The sequence below is a fragment of the Kaistella jeonii genome, assembly GCF_000812865.1.
Taxonomy (GTDB): Bacteria; Bacteroidota; Bacteroidia; order Flavobacteriales; family Weeksellaceae; genus Kaistella; species Kaistella jeonii.
Genome location: NZ_JSYL01000005.1, coordinates 149226 through 165055, shown reverse-complemented (window position 1 = coordinate 165055; position 15830 = coordinate 149226). Strand labels below are relative to the sequence as shown.

General features: G+C 35.9%; 13 protein-coding genes. 5 read left to right on the top strand and 8 right to left on the bottom strand.

Annotated elements, in window-relative coordinates; genetic code table 11:
- Positions 1-11 precede the first annotated feature (11 nt).
- Together OA86_RS09480 and OA86_RS09475 are read left to right on the top strand one after the other, a co-directional pair.
- Positions 12-1346: a PDZ domain-containing protein gene (locus OA86_RS09480; RefSeq protein WP_039352146.1), complete on the top strand. Its 1335-nt coding sequence runs from the start codon at positions 12-14 to the stop codon at positions 1344-1346.
- Positions 1336-1863, top strand: a complete 528-nt coding sequence (locus tag OA86_RS09475) for a hypothetical protein (RefSeq protein WP_039352143.1) — start codon at positions 1336-1338, stop codon at positions 1861-1863. The genes OA86_RS09480 and OA86_RS09475 overlap by 11 nt, the downstream gene beginning before the upstream one ends.
- On the opposite strand, the gene OA86_RS09470 is transcribed toward OA86_RS09475, so the two are convergent.
- Positions 1860-2834 carry a L,D-transpeptidase gene (locus tag OA86_RS09470; RefSeq protein ID WP_052257470.1) on the bottom strand — a complete coding sequence of 325 codons (975 nt, stop codon included), beginning with the start codon at positions 2832-2834 and terminating at the stop codon, positions 1860-1862. The genes OA86_RS09475 and OA86_RS09470 overlap by 4 nt on opposite strands.
- Before the next feature lie 195 nt (positions 2835-3029).
- Here OA86_RS09470 and OA86_RS09465 point away from each other — a divergent pair, with 195 nt between their 5' ends.
- The gene (locus tag OA86_RS09465) at positions 3030-4112 is read left to right on the top strand and encodes an endonuclease/exonuclease/phosphatase family protein (RefSeq protein ID WP_039352140.1); all 1083 of its coding nucleotides are present in this window, start codon (positions 3030-3032) and stop codon (positions 4110-4112) included.
- Between the two features lie 14 nt (positions 4113-4126).
- Here the strand turns inward: OA86_RS09465 and OA86_RS09460 are convergent, their stop codons facing one another.
- The 4 genes from OA86_RS09460 to glgB form a co-directional block, all read right to left on the bottom strand.
- Positions 4127-5119 carry an EamA family transporter gene (locus tag OA86_RS09460; protein ID WP_039352137.1) on the bottom strand — a complete coding sequence of 331 codons (993 nt, stop codon included), beginning with the start codon at positions 5117-5119 and terminating at the stop codon, positions 4127-4129.
- Between the two features lie 111 nt (positions 5120-5230).
- Positions 5231-5602: a potassium channel family protein gene (locus OA86_RS09455; RefSeq protein WP_039352133.1), complete on the bottom strand. Its 372-nt coding sequence runs from the start codon at positions 5600-5602 to the stop codon at positions 5231-5233.
- A 61-nt stretch (positions 5603-5663) separates the two neighbouring features.
- Complete coding sequence (locus OA86_RS09450) at positions 5664-7070, bottom strand: glycogen synthase (protein ID WP_039352129.1); 1407 nt, start codon at positions 7068-7070, stop codon at positions 5664-5666.
- 66 nt (positions 7071-7136) lie between these two features.
- Complete coding sequence (glgB, locus tag OA86_RS09445; protein ID WP_246008054.1) at positions 7137-9293, bottom strand: 1,4-alpha-glucan branching protein GlgB; 2157 nt, start codon at positions 9291-9293, stop codon at positions 7137-7139.
- Between the two features lie 242 nt (positions 9294-9535).
- On the opposite strand from glgB, the gene OA86_RS09440 reads away from it, so the two are divergent.
- A complete protein-coding gene (locus tag OA86_RS09440; protein ID WP_039352265.1) occupies positions 9536-10672 on the top strand; it encodes an alpha/beta hydrolase in 1137 nt (378 codons plus the stop codon).
- Between the two features lie 108 nt (positions 10673-10780).
- Here the strand turns inward: OA86_RS09440 and OA86_RS09435 are convergent, their stop codons facing one another.
- A complete protein-coding gene (locus OA86_RS09435) occupies positions 10781-11257 on the bottom strand; it encodes a hypothetical protein (protein ID WP_039352127.1) in 477 nt (158 codons plus the stop codon).
- Positions 11258-11269: 12 nt separating this feature from the next.
- The gene (locus tag OA86_RS09430; RefSeq protein ID WP_039352125.1) at positions 11270-11665 is read right to left on the bottom strand and encodes a hypothetical protein; all 396 of its coding nucleotides are present in this window, start codon (positions 11663-11665) and stop codon (positions 11270-11272) included.
- A 220-nt stretch (positions 11666-11885) separates the two neighbouring features.
- Between OA86_RS09430 and OA86_RS09425 the strand changes: the two genes are divergently transcribed.
- On the top strand, positions 11886-14027 hold the full coding sequence (locus OA86_RS09425) for a S46 family peptidase (protein ID WP_039352122.1): 2142 nt from the start codon (positions 11886-11888) through the stop codon (positions 14025-14027).
- 299 nt (positions 14028-14326) lie between these two features.
- Here OA86_RS09425 and OA86_RS09420 read toward each other — a convergent pair whose 3' ends face one another.
- Entirely contained in the window at positions 14327-15769 is a 1443-nt protein-coding gene (locus tag OA86_RS09420) for a hypothetical protein (protein ID WP_039352119.1), read from the bottom strand.
- Between the last annotated feature and the right edge of the window lie 61 nt (positions 15770-15830).

Genomic DNA, 15830 nt, shown 5'->3' with positions numbered 1-15830 from the left:
ATCTTCAATACATGAAATTTGTAAAAATAATATTTCTTCTTTTTTTTAGTTTTTCCTGGGGTCAAAATGAATTCAAAATCACGCATCACAAGAAAACAGTGATCCCTTTTCAATTGATCAACAATCTTATTTTTGTACCACTGAATATAAATGGAGTTGACCTTACTTTTTTACTTGATTCCGGCGTCAATGAGACGATTCTCTTTAGCTTAGAGGATAAACAAATCAACTTTAATGATATCGAAAAAATTAAATTTTCGGGTCTGGGTGAAAGTAAAAATATCGAAGGTTTGCGATCAGATAATAATGTGGTCAAAATTGGAAAGGATTTTCAGGATTTAAAACATACCGTTTTTATTATTTTAGACGAAAGCATTAACTTTTCTTCCCATGTTGGGATTCCCGTAAATGGCATTATCGGATATCAGTTTTTTAAAGATCACCCTGTACAAATTGATTTTGTCTCCAAAAAAATAACCGTATTCAACGATGATCAACTTCTTCAGAAAAGCAAAAAGAGATATACTGAATTTCCGATTTCTATTGAAGGAAATAAACCTTATTTAATGGCGGGTGTAGAAATGACTCATTCTAATATCGATTCAAAAATGCTCCTCGATCTTGGTAATAGCGATGCAATCTGGCTTTTCCCGAAGCTGATCGATGATTTTGTTTATAATCGACCGAATATTGAAGATTATTTAGGACAGGGATTTAATGGCGATATCTTTGGAAAAAGAAGCCGAATTCATCGCTTTTATATTGGTGATTTTGTTTTTGAAAAACCTTTAACTGCAATGCCTGATGAATATTCGATACAAAATGTAAGAATCGTTCCCGGCAGAAAAGGTTCCATCGGAAGCGATATTTTGCGTAGATTTTCAGTGATCTTCGACTATCCGAACCAGAAAATTTATTTGCGTAAAAATAAAAATTTCGATGATCCTTTTTTATTCAACAAGAGCGGTCTGGATATTCAACATGACGGAATGACGTGGGAAAAAGATCTGGTCACCATAGAAACTGCAAAACGCAGCAAAAACGATAACAGCGTACTTGCTTACGAATCCAAAGATACTTTTAAGTACAATTTTGTTTTAAAACCACTGTATTCAGTCGCCGGTTGTCGCATCAATTCTCCTTGTTACACGGCGGGAATAAGGAAAGATGATAAAATCATCAGTATTAATAAAAAGAAAGTGGGTGATTACACTTTACAGAAAATCAATAATCTGCTGAAAGATGAAGATGGTACAAGAATCACCTTTGAAATAGAGCGAAAAAATCAAAAAATGACTTTCGAAATAAAATTAATCGACCCAATTCCTTACCAAGATGCAAATTGAAGAAACCGTTTTAGACAGCATTCGTTCCCGACCGAGATTCAAAATTTTTACCGAAATAAGCCGGGAAAATTATACGGTTTTACTGCAGAAATTTTTGAGCGAGCATTCCGCTGAATATACCGGAAATGTGAATAATGAAGCGGCGATCATCAGTGTGAAAAGCGATCATGACCAATTCTGGAAACCATGTTTGGCATTAAGAACAGAAACTGACGAAGAAGAAAATAAAACCGTAATTCGTGGAGTTTTTGGCCCAACCAGCGCCGTATGGACTTTTTTTATGTTCCTGTATTTTATTCTTTCAATTGTGTGGATGGTTTTTATCACGCTTTGGTATGTAGAAAAACAAATTAAAAGCAACGATTTTCCCTGGGCACCTTCGGCTTCTTTTATCATGCTTTTTTTACTGATCGCAACTTATATTGCCGCAAGATTCGGACAAATAAAAGCGCGAAAAGAAATGCAAAAATTGCGGGAATTTGCCGAAGAATCGATCCGAAGTTTTGAAAATGTTTAAGCTGCAGGTTTTTGTTCAGTAGTATTCACCGTCAGTTGAGAATGAACTTCATCAGTTTTCTTCTGTTCCTGAAGAATTTTAGCAAGATCTGGTTGGATCAGGTCATTCAATTCTTTCACGGAAATATCGTTAGATTTTGCATCTTGAATTAAATTTTTCCAGGGCTTTTTTCCACCCCATTTGTAATCACCAAAAACGATGACCGGTGTTCCGTTGGCTTTAACGGTTGCGCCGCCTTTATTCAAAGTCCATTGATCGGTCCAGTTGTAAAGAAATTTTGCATCGTTCATCAATAATCTCAAGCAGGAATGCGACGCAGGATAACCCGGCAGATCATATTGATGCCAACCGATTCCCAATCTATTATGGATATTAAAATTGTAAGGCAGTTTCCATTCGCTTGATACAGACGAAATTGACAGTTCTTTTTTCCAGTTCGCAAATGTTAATCCACGTTCGGTCTGTGCTTTTTTAGCACCCATACTTGTTGGGCCCCATTTTACCAAATTTCCATTCGCATAAAGCGCGTACGCCTGAATTGGATAAGAAAATAAAACAATTTTATGAACGTCCTTTAATATCTCTAAATTATTGGGAAAGGGTGAATAAGCCATCAACGTAGAATCTATTTTATCGGGAACAGCAAGCGTATCGGCACGCCATTTATTCTTTAGATCTAAACGGTTTAAAGCCAGAATCGTATACTGTTCATCTTTCGAAAATTGTTTATTAAAAGCTGCCATCGCAGAATCTTTCTTCTTTTTCGGAAAAATAAAAGCGGTGTATTTAATTGCAGGTTTTTCAGCTTCAACTTTCTTTAAGGAATCTTTTTCAGATTGTGCAGTCGAATTATTTTGAGGCAAAGTTTTTTCTGTTACCACATCATCTTTTTTACAATGGATAAAAACTGAAACCGTGACTAAAGCAAAAAAGAGATTTAAAAAAGGAAATTTTTTCTTAATGGAGAACATGTTTAAATTATTTCGTGTAGCGTTTGCAAGAATAGTACCATGAGCAAAGATAATCAGCTTGTTTCAATAAATCTTTAAAAAATTAAAATTTGCTATTTACCACCGTCATTTTATTTTCCACAGAACCTTTTACTTTCTATTTTACACTTTGTCGGTATTACTAAAAAGTATAAATTTATACGACATTAAAAAAATATGTGGGAAATTTATCTTGTCTTCGTTGTACTTCTTTTGATTTTAACCGTATTGCCCAAAGTGCCAAGTTCTTACTGGATTTTCCGGGTGGCAGATTTTGGTAAAATTCAGATCAATCATTTCGCGATCATTACTTTTATAGTAGGATTTCTTTTCTACAAAAATAATTTCTGGTGGTATTCCCAAACGCTTTTACTGTTGATCATCATCTATCACAGCATTACACTTATTAAATACACGCGATATTATCCGGTCAAAAGAATCGAAACTTCTACTCAAAGTGCATCGAACACCTTAAAGATCATTTCAGCGAATATTTATCAATTCAACACCGAATTTCACCGTTTTGTTGACCTCATTAAAAAAAATGATCCTGATGTTTTTCTCACCATGGAAAGCAATAAAGACTGGGAAAAAGCACTTGTGGTTTTAGAAAATGAATACCCGCATCATCATAAAGTTGCCCTGGAAAACACGTACGGAATGCATTTCTATTCGAAGATCAGATTAGAAAACGCTAAAACTCATTTTTTTGTTGCTGATGATATTCCGAGTATTGAAGCGCATCTTCGGACGGAAGATGGTTTTGAATTTGTTTTTTTTGGAATTCATCCACCTCCACCGAGTCCGACCGAAGAAAAAACCTCGAAAGAAAGAGATGGCGACTTACTGAGCGTTGCAAAACGGATCAAGGAGATCAAAAAACCGGTAATTGTTGTGGGCGATTTTAATAATGTTGCGTGGTCAAAATCTTCGGTCCTATTCCGGAAAATCAGCCATTTAATCGATCCCCGCGTGGGAAAAGCTTTTATTTCTACTTTTCACGCAAAGTACCGTTTGCTACGATTTCCTATTGATCTGATGTTTCACAGCGAACATATTTTCATCAAAGAATTAAAAACTTTAGAAAAATTTGGGTCCGATCATCTACCTGTTTTCTGCGAGTTTTTTATCGATCATCTGAACGACCGGCAAAAAGAAAAAATCGAAAAAGCAGATTCTGAAGAAAAAGCCGAAGCTAATGAAATGATCGAGGAAGGAAAAAACGAAGAAGGTGAAAGAGATGCTGTTACCGAAGATTAAAAACCTTTCTTTAATTACTTCTTCACTCTAACAAGTTCAGGGATTAATTCCTTTTTTCTGGATGGTAAATTCATTAAAACAATGGCGAAAAGAATTAAAACAATTCCTACCCACTGAATTAAAATTACTTTCTCACCCAATAAAATAAAAGCCATCGTCACTGAAACCGGCAATTCTAATGAGGAAATAATACTTCCTAATCCTAAACCTGTTTTCGGAAAACCCAGGTTGAACAAAGTTGGTGGAATGATGGTTCCGAACAAGGCCAGAATAAATCCGTACGTATAAAAAATCGAAAATTCGAACGGCTTAATATGTTGCGTATTATCGGTGAAATTCAAATAAAATGATTTCAACACCTCAAAATGCAAAGGACCGATCTGTGCAAAAAAGAGAAATATAAAAACGATCACACCACCGCCGGAAAGCATGATCAAACTTTTTCTCAACACCGGAATATGCGTCGCCAATGTATTTGAAGTAAACATTGTCGCCGTAAAAGAAGCAGCCGCCATTAATCCCCAAAATACGCCGTGCCAATCTAATTTCACATCTAAATTGATAAGATTTGTAGCGAGAAAGGTTCCGGCCAAAACAATGATCGTAGCAATGACTTTCTTCGCATTGGGGAATTTTTTAGAAATAAAACTTTCAACAACAACACTAAACCAAACGGACTGCATCAATAATACGATCGCGATAGAAACATTGATATATTGCACACACAGATAGTAGAATAAACTCGTGCAACCTAAAGAAGTTCCTGCAAGCATTAAAATTCTGATCTCTTTTACAGTAGGTTTTCCCAGATTTTTCTTTGAAGTTTTGGTCTGAATTAGATTTAAAATTAATAATCCCAACAAACCTAAAACAAATTGCGCTGTTGTAACTTCTGAAGTTGTATAGCCATCTCCGTAAGATAATTTTACGAAAGTCGCCAACATTCCAAAAATACTTGCGCCCATCGCAACGTATAAAACCCCTTTAAAAATACTTTTCTTCTCCATTCTTTTTTTCAGCCTGCAAACTTACGGTTTTATAAGTTTCTGAGGTTATTAGATGAGAGAAAATTTATTTTGAATAATATTTCTAAATTTTAGAAGGAAAAATATCCAAAATTATTCGTCGTCGCTTAACTGTGTCGTGATTTTTTTTTCAATAATTTTCTGGTGTCTTTTGCGTTTTATCTTTCCTGACTGTCGGCTTTCATGGAAGTGTTGCTGAAGCGTATTGATAAAGAATAAAATTAAAAACACACTTAAAACCATGTAGAAAACATTGAATATTTTTCCCCAGTCAGATTTCGGATAAACTTCGGCATTTCCCGTAGTTACCATTATTGAAACTGCGTAATTAATGCAGTCGAGCCAACTCCAGCCTTCCAAAAAATGGTATCCGATAATTCCTAAAACTAGAACACCGATTGTACTGACGGTCAGTTGACGATATCTTTTTTCCCTCCAAAAAGTACTGAGCGTAGGTATTAACATCTAAATTTGATCAATAAATGGGTTAAATGAAATTTATCAAGAAGAATTTTAAAGGAGTAACTTATTTTCGATAAAGCTCTAGATACAATTGCGCCGAGTGATCCCAGGAAAAATCATAATTCATATTCGATCGCACCAAATTCTTCATCAGATCATGGTCGTGATAAATATGCATCGCTCTGTGCATCGCATTTACAGCATCTTCTGCAGTGGCGCTTCCAAAATTAATTCCACTTCCTCCTGTTGAAATATCTTCCACTGTATCACGCAAGCCGCCAATGTACCGCACAATGGGAATTGTCCCGTAACGCATTGCATACATTTGATTCAGTCCGCAAGGTTCTACGCGGGAAGGCATTAAAAGAAAATCTGAAGAAGCATAAATTTTGTGAGAGAGATATTCTTTGTATCCGAGGTCAAGCGCAAAATTGGAATAAGTTCCATTTAACTCCAGAAGTTGATTTTCTATCTTTTTTTCACCTGAACCTAAAATCATAATATTCAGTCTTCCTTCTGTCTGCTGAATGCTTTTCCATACAATTTCAGGTAGAAAATCTGCGCCTTTTTCTCCGGCGAATCTTCCGATAAAACTGAATAAAGGCAGATCGGGATTTAAACCGTATTCCTCACACAAGGCTTTTTTATTTTTCCATTTTCCTTCTAATGCATCTTTCTTACTAAAATTAAAATCCAGGAAAGCATCTGTTTCAGGATCCCAAACTTCGGTATCAATACCATTGATAATTCCGTAAGCTTTGCTACCTTCTTGCCGAACTAAACTTTCCAAACCGCGGAAACTCTGAAAAAGTTCCTGCATGTAACCGTCAGAAACTGCATTAAAGGCGTGACAACATTTAATCATCGACGCCAATGGATTGATGTAGCCATTCCAATCGAGAAATCCCCATTGTTCCCCATAAAACCACGGCATATAATTCGCCATATCCCATCGCATTTGTCCTTGATATTCTCCGTTGTGAATGGTGCCGATGGTTTTTACGCCTTTCAAAAAATTAAATTCGGGACAATTTTCAATCATGAACGGAATTAATCCGGTGTGATAATCGTGACAGTGCAAAATATCCGGTCGAATCTTCATCGCCGAAAGCCAGTGCAAAACGCCGTGCTGAAAAGCTAAAAACTGTTGACTTTCATCCCAATAACCATAAGGATTATCGCGGTCTAAAAGTCCGGGGATCTTGACCAAATATAAATCGAAACCTAAAGACTGACTTCTTTCCTTCATCACCTGAACCTGAAAAGTGTGCACACTTTGGTGAATCCATCCATCAAAAACAATTTCGAAATTGTGATCGTGAACAAAAGGTTTATTGTACCACGGCATGATTACGCTGGCTTCAACGCCTTCAATTTTATTCAGATATTTTGGCAAAGCTCCTACTACATCGGCGAGTCCACCGACTTTTGCAACAGGATAACATTCCATGGAAAGGTTAAAAATCTTCATATTTCAATTTTCTAAATTTCAAAATTCACGATTAGAAATGAGTGAATTTAAAATAATTCGAGCGTTCTATTTTTTCTTAGTAATCTTTTTTAATTCAGGTGCAGCTTCAGTGATCACTTTTTTAATCCTGGAAACTTTAACCGCAGGTTTAGATTTATTTGCCGTACTACTTTCAGTTTTCACTTCAGTTTCGCCTTTTTTATCTAACGCTTTACTTTTGACAACTTCTGGCGATTTTGTTTTGGGAACCACCGATTTTTTCGCTGTAGAGTCCATTTTCTTAGCTGTTTTCGAAACGGTACTCTTCTTCCTTTTAATCGATTTTTTCTGTTTCAAAACGACTCCAGAAAGTGGTGGTAAATTTAAAATAATTGCATTGGGACGGAACATCCATTCATCATCTTCTTCATCTACGATAACTGCTTTTACGCCACTTCCACCATATTTTTCGTCATCTGAATTTAAAATAACTTCCCAGTTTGTGCCTTCGTCAACGCCAATTTTGTAGTCGAAAACTCGAAGCGTTAAATTTAAAACGATCATCAAAACATCATCTTCGACCTTACCTTTCCTCAAATAAATAAAAATCGAATTATCACAATCATTGGCTTCAACCCACTCAAATCCTTCCGGTTTAAACTGATTTTCGTAAAGAGAAGTTTCAGTTCTGTAGAGAATATTTAAATCTCTAACAAAATCCTGCAAACCTTTATGAACAGGATATTTCAGCAAATGCCAATCGAGGGAAATCTTAAAATTCCATTCATTAGTTTGGCCGAATTCATCGCCCATAAAAAGAAGTTTTGCTCCCGGATGCGTAAACATATAAGTGTATAAAGCGCGAAGATTGGCGAATTTCTGCCATTCGTCTCCCGGCATTTTATAAATTAAACTCGATTTTCCATGCACAACTTCATCATGAGAAAGGGGCATCATATAATTTTCATTATAGACGTACATCGATGCAAATGTGATCTTATTATGCAAATATTTTCGGCCGGTTGGATCTTCTTTAAAATATTTTAAGGTATCGTGCATCCAGCCCATCATCCATTTCATACCGAAACCTATTCCGCCGTCGTGAACAGGTCTTGTGAGCATCGGAAAGTCAGAACTTTCTTCAGCAATCGTCATAATATCGGGGAACTCTTTGTAAACTGCAGTGTTGAATTCCTGCAAAAATAATTTTGCTTCCAAATTCACATTTCCACCTTCAACATTGGGCTCCCATTCGCCTTCATTCCTCGAATAATCTAAATGCAGCATCGAAGTTACCGCATCAACACGCAATCCATCGGCATGGTAACGGTCGAGCCAAAACATGGCATTTGAAATTAAAAAAGATTTTACTTCCGGTCTTCCATAATTAAAAATATAGGATTTCCAGTCGGGGTGAAAACCTTTTCGCGGATCTTCGTGTTCGTAGAGAAAAGTTCCATCAAAATAATGCAAACCGTTTGCATCGCCCGGAAAATGAGAAGGAACCCAATCGAGAATGACCCCAATATTATTCCTGTGAAGCTCATTAATTAAAAACATTAAATCCTGAGGCGAACCGAAACGGGAAGTTGCCGCGAAAAATCCGGTCACCTGATAACCCCAACTTGGATCATAAGGATATTCCATGACCGGCATAAATTCTACGTGGGTAAAATTCATCTCCATCAAATAAGGAACGAGCCGTTCTGCAATTTCGCGATAATTGAAAAATCTTGTCGGATCATCTAGTCCGCGCATCCAGGAACCGAGGTGCATTTCGTAAACGGAAATCGGAGCATTGAGAGCATTACTTTTCCAGCGTTCAGCCATCCAGTTTTCATCATTCCACTCGTACCAGGTTGTTGAAATGACAGAACTCGCCTGAACATTTTGTTCCCAACTCAGCGCAAAAGGATCACCTTTTTCGAGGAGAATATCTTTATTGGTTCGAATTCCGTATTTGTAAATATCGCCCCATTTTAAATTGGGAATAAAGCCTTCCCAAATACCGGAACTGTCCCATCGTGGTAATAAATTGTGCGTTTCAGAATGCCAGTCATTAAAATCACCGATGACGGAAACCTTCTTTGCAAAAGGTGCCCAAACTGCAAAATAAACGCCTTTTACACCATCGATTTCCGCATTATGAGAACCGAATTTATCGTATAATTTGTAGTGCTTTCCTTCGCGGAAAAGATAGATATCATGATCGGTAAATAAGGAATGAGGCAGGACTTTTTCCATAGTTTTAAGAATTAAAAAAGGTGAAAATTTTAGGTTATCCAGAAATCCGCCTTTTACACCTCAAATATATTTAAAATAAAAGTAAAAACAGTCGGAAAATGATTTATGATTAAATTACCGATTCTCAAATCATAACTTAAAATCATTAGTGTAAAGAAGAAAACGAATTGCATTTTCCAGAACAGAAACATTTACAAATTAAAATTCTTATTTTTAGACCTTCAAAAACAGCAGAACAAGAAATGAATTTCACGATAATATCTAATGAAGATGACGACAGACCCGTATTTATTACCGGGAATTTTAACAAATGGGATCCGAAAGATTTAACTTTTCAACTTAAACTTATCGATACAAATTCTTATACGATCGATATTGAAGATGAGAAACTTCCGGAAGCTATTGAATATAAATATACCCGTGGAGGTTGGGGAAATGTAGAGATCGACCGTTTCGGAAATATCACGCCGAACAGAAAAGCGAATAAATCTGACAGCGAAAAAGAAGATCATGTCGAAAGATGGCGTGTAAACTGGGGACCGTTCAAAAAAGAATTCTTCCCAATTGTTGAAATAATTTCTGAGAAATTTTTTATCCCACAGTTGAACCGCACGAGAAAAATCTGGGCACTTCTACCCTACAATTATCATAAAACCAAGAAAGATTATCCCGTTCTTTATCTGCATGATGCTCAGAATCTTTTTAATGAAGGTTCGGCTTTTGGAAACTGGGAAATAGACCAGAAAATGTCGATCCTCGCAGAATATGGACGAGGCGACGTCATCATCATTGCCATCGAAAATGGTAGTGAAGACCGGATCAAAGAATACGTTTTAGATAATAATTCGATCACTGAAAATGCAGAAGGAAAAAAATACATTCGTTTCCTTGCAGATACTTTGAAACCTTATGTTGATTCCGTTTACCGTACAAAACCAGAGCGGGAATTTACTGGAATTGGTGGCAGTTCTTTAGGAGCATTGATCAGTATTTACAGTGGATTTTTATATCCGGAAGTGTATTCGAAACTGATGATTTTCTCACCGTCGCTTTGGATCAATCCGGAAAATAATTTTCCACAAATGAACTTTAAAAATCCTTATGATATTAAAGTTTACCTCTACGGCGGTGAATTAGAAGGTTCACAAATGACGGAAAGAATTCAACTTTTCGAAAAAACAATGGAAGGTTGGGAAGATTCGCACTCCTTGCAGTTTGAATTTAAAATCAGCATTAATCACGAAGGAAAACACCAGGAATTTTTTTGGTCACAGGAATTTCCAAGAGCGGTAGAATGGCTGTTTTATGACACTCAAGACGATCCGAAAGAGTTGGCAGCAAAAGCGGAGATCATTAGAAATGAGACGACAGAAATTTAAATTTGAGATAAAGCATCAGATTTAAAACTTCACAATATATTGTTCTATAAAATTATTTCGGCGACAGTTGAAGAACCGTCGCCGAAATTTTTTTATTAGAAAAGAGAACTACGCCTCTTTTATATCATTATTTTCAATTCTTACCGCAAGCTCATATAAGTTTCCGCGCATCAAATATTTAATTCTTTCTCTCGTGGTAACTGTATTTACGTCGCCATTTTTGATGATGATAATTCGGTCTCCCTGTGCGATATTCTGATCAGAAATCCAGTCTTCAGGTGCGATATCATTTTCTTTTTCTTTCATATTCTCCAGAATAACTTCCGCCATTTCCTGAAATTTAGCATCATCGGAATATAAAACCTGATATTCAGGATCCAAACCTACCCGAAAGGTCTTCTTTAACTCTACTAAATGGCCGCTTGCGTTAGGTTCTGGATTATCATGACCATTGGTAAACCCAACTTCAACCAATTCACCGCCTTTCTCCGAGGCATAATCGACCGCATCATTATAGGTTTCAAAATTGGTGATAATGGTGTAATTTTCAAATTCATAATTCTGAAGTCTTTCCGTGTTTTCCATAAATTTATTTTATTATTTATTAATTTCTTCTTTCAGCTCCTTATCTTTTAGTTTGGCTTCGATTTTTTCCACTTTTAAACTTTGTCGCAAAAAAGCAAAGAGGCTCATATAAATATTTGCAATAAAAACCAACGCAAACAATGAAACGAGATAACCCCGCCAATCATCATACAGAAGTTTATATTTCGTAATGATCAAAAATACCGCTGTAATGTAATGACTGAAACAGTACTCGCAGGTGAAAAGGTAAAAGAACTTTCGCTCAACCAATTTCTTACATTCCTGCGACCTTTCTACGCAATATAATCTGGGTTCTTTGAAAATTTCTTCGTGCGTAACCGTCCACGCAATACATGCGATCGGAATTGCAAGAATGAAAAGCCAGGTAATTTGTACTGAAAGTTCCATGAATTAATTTAGTTAAAGTTACTCAAAAATTATACCTCATTAAGATATAAATTGATATTCGGATAAAATTAGATGCGGGTTGCAGAATTTAATGAATGATTTTTTTAAAATTTAAATCCAAAAATTTAATTTCATTGCTATATAAAAGAGTTCAATTTCTTAAAAAATAGTCCTTTCTTCGTTACCCAAAATTTTCCTATTTTTAGGGCAAATTTTTAAAATGAAAAGAAAGCATATTTTACTCTCAGCAGTATTATTTCCGGCGGTGATGGCATTCGCGCAACAGTACGGCGGAATGTGGATTCCCACGGAACTCAATGAAAAAGAAATGAAAGATTTAGGAATGAAGATTTCCGCAAAACAGATCTTCGATTCTTCAAAACCGAGTATTAAAGACGCTGTTGTTCAGTTTAATGGTGGTTGTACCGCAGAAATTATCTCTCCGCAGGGTTTGCTTCTAACGAATCACCATTGTGGTTACGGCCAAATTCAAAAACATTCGAGTGTTGAACATGATTATTTAAGCGATGGTTTCTGGGCGAAAGATATGAATGGTGAACTGCCAAATCCGGGCGTTACGGTTGATTTTATTTCAGACATTAAAGAAGTTACCGCACAAGTTTTAGCAGGAACTCAGAATTTAGATGCAAAAGCTTCTGAAGAGCTCATCAAAAAAAATATGGAATTCGTAAAAGCTGGTTTCAAATTAGAGCCTTGGCAAAAATTAATGATCCGCCCAATGTATTACGGTAATAAATATTACGCTTATCTCATCGAAACTTACAAGGATATTCGTTTGGTTGGAGCACCGCCGCAAAGTATAGGAAAATTTGGTTCAGATACCGATAACTGGGTTTGGCCAAGACATACTGGAGATTTCTCTATGTTTAGAATTTACGCGGATAAAGACAATAAACCGGCAGAATATTCGAAAGACAATGTGCCTTACAAACCGAAATATTTCTTACCCGTTTCCATTAAAGATAAGCAGGAAAATGATTTCACTTTCGTATTCGGATTTCCGGGAAAAACAACCGAATATTTACCGGCAATTGCGGTAGAAAAAATAATGACGGAAACTGATCCAACCATGATCGCGGTTCGTGAAGTTGCCCTGAAAACTTTAGATGAAAAAATGCGTTCTGACAATGCAACGAGAATTAAATATGCTTCGAAATACGCCTCTGTAGCCAATTACTGGAAAAAATGGATCGGCGAAGTCGAAGGTTTGAAAAAATCGGATGCGGTCGGAAAAAAGAAAGCGTATGAGCAGACTTTAATTGCGAAAAATCCACAGATCAAATCGACGATCGATGAGTTGAACCGACTTTATACGGAGCAATCCCCATACTCTTTGAATAAATCTTTTTATTCTGAGACGGTTCGAAATGCAGAAACCCTTTCTCTCGCCAATAACTTCTACAACTATATGCAGGCTGCAGAATCCGGTAAAACGGATGCGAAAGCTTTAGAAGGTTTTAAATCCAGATTATCAGGGATCTATGAGGATTATGATGGTGAATTGGATGCGAAAGTAACCGCAAAATTACTGGCGCTTTATGCAAACAGAACACAATCTAAATTTTTGCCTGCAGGTTTCGATCAATATAAAAATGAAGCAAAAAATCTTGCCGATATCGAAAAGCTCTCAAAAAACTCAGTAATTACAGGACGCGGCTCTATCAATGGCGCAACAACTTATACTGATATTAATAAAGTTTTCGCAGATCAAAATGCTTTAATTAAAAATTTAAAAAGTGATCCGTTGATGAAACTCTTCATGAATTTTAGAGAAACTTACATGAAAGGGACAGATTCTCAGTTCACGGATTATCAAAATCAAATCGATGTTCTGCAGAAAAAATACATGGCACAGCAAATGGAAACGGATAAAAACCGAACTTTCTTTCCAGACGCGAATTCTACACTTCGTGTAACTTATGGAAAGATCAAAGGTTCCAGTCCAAGAGATGCTGTAACTTACGGTTATCAAACGCATATTGCGGGAATTATGGAAAAATATGTTCCTGGAGATTATGAATTTGATGTTCCAAAAAAACTGATCCAACTTTATAATACGAAAGATTATGGAATCTATAAAGACAAAAGCGGCGACGTTCCTGTAAATTTCACCGCAACAAATCATACGACCGGCGGAAATTCGGGAAGTCCAACTTTGGATGCTTACGGAAATTTAATTGGTCTTAACTTCGACAGACAATGGGAAGGAACGATGAGCGACATCAATTTCGATCCCCGTTTTAGCCGAAACATCATGGTCGATACGAAATATATCCTATTCATCATCGACAAATATGCAGATGCAAAATGGTTGATCAATGAGATGAAAGTGGTGAAATAATCCGCCAACATTAGTAATAGTAATTCCCGTGAAAATTTTCACGGGATTTTTTTTAGTTTAAAGTAAAAATAATATTGATCTCAGAATTGTCTAGGGGAAAGGAAAAAATTTCCAACAAAAAAACTCCGGACTTACCTCCGGAGTTTTAGTTTTCATGGTTTCTAGTTTAAATTCTAATGAAAAAATGTAACTTTATTATGTTTTACATTGCAAATATCTACAATCCAGCGAGTCTAAACAAGAGTGTAATCACCCTTTATTTGAAAATCATGAATTTTCCCAGTTAAATTAATCGATTTTTAATCACAATTACAGTTTGCCCGTCGGTGTCTTTTCATTTCATTATCCCAAAAAGGATAGATTTTTAACGCAACATAGAAATCACCGGAATGCAGTTTTTTCTGATTAAAAAGTAAAGGTAAAACATTAGAACTGCCTAAAATTAAAGGTCCAAATCTCAAATATCCACCGAATTGAAGACTTCTATATTCATACAAAGACATTGAGGCACCATAACCTAAAACTGGCTTATGAACAGAATAGGAAGCTGAAAAAATATTGCTTCTCTTTAAAGAATTTTCGAAAACTGGGATCCGCTGAATCCAGTTTGCATTGACATACTGATGCTCGCCAATGTTTTTACTAGCGTTCAAATGAATGCTCGTCGGTAATCCCATCTGAAAATCGTTGCCACGAAAAGAGGCATTTTCATTGCCATAAACTTCTTTGCTTAAAAGCTGAAAATATTGATCAGGGCTTTTAAATTTGGTGTTATCAAGATTTGTATTGTTAACTACTTTGATGCTGTTCCCTGCAAAAAAATGTTTTTCACCTTCATAATTGACTTTTCCAAGGTCTAGAATATTTAAGCTGGCTTTAAAATTATAATCATCAGAATTTTCAATAGGATCAAGAACTGCAATTCCGAAATCTAAACCAAATCCTTTCCCTTTTTGCTTGTATTCATACCGTTTTTTGTCAAAATTATAATTGGTTGCGAGGTTAACTTCAATGTCATAATTCGACGCATAGATTGTTTTCGTATCGACTCCGTTTGTGATCTCCGAAGTCCTGTGCAGCTCGATCGGTGAATTACTGTTCATCTGCAAAGCATCAAAACCGATCTCATATTTAACATTTGCTCCTACGATCCACTGGTAATTAGAATAAGGAAATATTTCTGTAGCCACATTAAGACCAATTTCGCCCCAGTTCATGAAATTAATTTGCAGGGGTTTTAAAGAATAAAACTCCGGTTCTACAATCCCCTGATTGCCAAATTTTAAGTAATTATCAACGTTAATTGCAGAAGTTTGTGTTCGCAATCTTGAGAACAAACCGACTGTGAAGTATTTATCTTTAATGTGGATTTTTTTACTGAAAGAAGGTCCTAAAATATCGGAACTGAAATGATAATTACCGAAATCTTTATTGAAAAAATCTACGACATTTGCGGTATTTTCTCCATTGATATTTTTTATTTTATTGCGTGATCTCGTTGGCGTATTTCGAAGTCCCAAAAAGCTTTGCTGCGAAATATAAACGTAATCATTTTGCAAAAAGATATCTTCTGCAAATAAATTAATATCCCAGGGATTTGGATTAAGAAAAGTTTGTGTTGGCGAAACTAGTGCAGCATTTATTCCACTATATTGATCATTTGTAAAAGGTAAATTTTCCTGACCGAATATAATTACAGGAAGAGAAATTGCAAAAATTATTATAAGATATTTTGAAAACAAGGAATTATTTATTTAATAAACAAAATTAATCCATATTTATTTCTTAAACGGCACAAAATAA

Bases quoted from the DNA above. Each gene is read 5' to 3' on its own strand.
- glgB (WP_246008054.1), bottom strand. From the start codon at position 9,293: ATGGAAAAAGTCCTGCCTCATTCCTTATTTACCGATCATGATATCTAT.
- OA86_RS09425 (WP_039352122.1), top strand. From the start codon at position 11,886: ATGAAAAGAAAGCATATTTTACTCTCAGCAGTATTATTTCCGGCGGTG.
- OA86_RS09460 (WP_039352137.1), bottom strand. From the start codon at position 5,119: ATGGAGAAGAAAAGTATTTTTAAAGGGGTTTTATACGTTGCGATGGGC.
- OA86_RS09440 (WP_039352265.1), top strand. From the start codon at position 9,536: ATGAATTTCACGATAATATCTAATGAAGATGACGACAGACCCGTATTT.
- OA86_RS09430 (WP_039352125.1), bottom strand. From the start codon at position 11,665: ATGGAACTTTCAGTACAAATTACCTGGCTTTTCATTCTTGCAATTCCG.
- OA86_RS09470 (WP_052257470.1), bottom strand. From the start codon at position 2,834: ATGTTCTCCATTAAGAAAAAATTTCCTTTTTTAAATCTCTTTTTTGCT.
- OA86_RS09435 (WP_039352127.1), bottom strand. From the start codon at position 11,257: ATGGAAAACACGGAAAGACTTCAGAATTATGAATTTGAAAATTACACC.
- OA86_RS09450 (WP_039352129.1), bottom strand. From the start codon at position 7,070: ATGAAGATTTTTAACCTTTCCATGGAATGTTATCCTGTTGCAAAAGTC.
- OA86_RS09475 (WP_039352143.1), top strand. From the start codon at position 1,336: ATGCAAATTGAAGAAACCGTTTTAGACAGCATTCGTTCCCGACCGAGA.
- OA86_RS09455 (WP_039352133.1), bottom strand. From the start codon at position 5,602: ATGTTAATACCTACGCTCAGTACTTTTTGGAGGGAAAAAAGATATCGT.
- OA86_RS09465 (WP_039352140.1), top strand. From the start codon at position 3,030: ATGTGGGAAATTTATCTTGTCTTCGTTGTACTTCTTTTGATTTTAACC.
- OA86_RS09480 (WP_039352146.1), top strand. From the start codon at position 12: ATGAAATTTGTAAAAATAATATTTCTTCTTTTTTTTAGTTTTTCCTGG.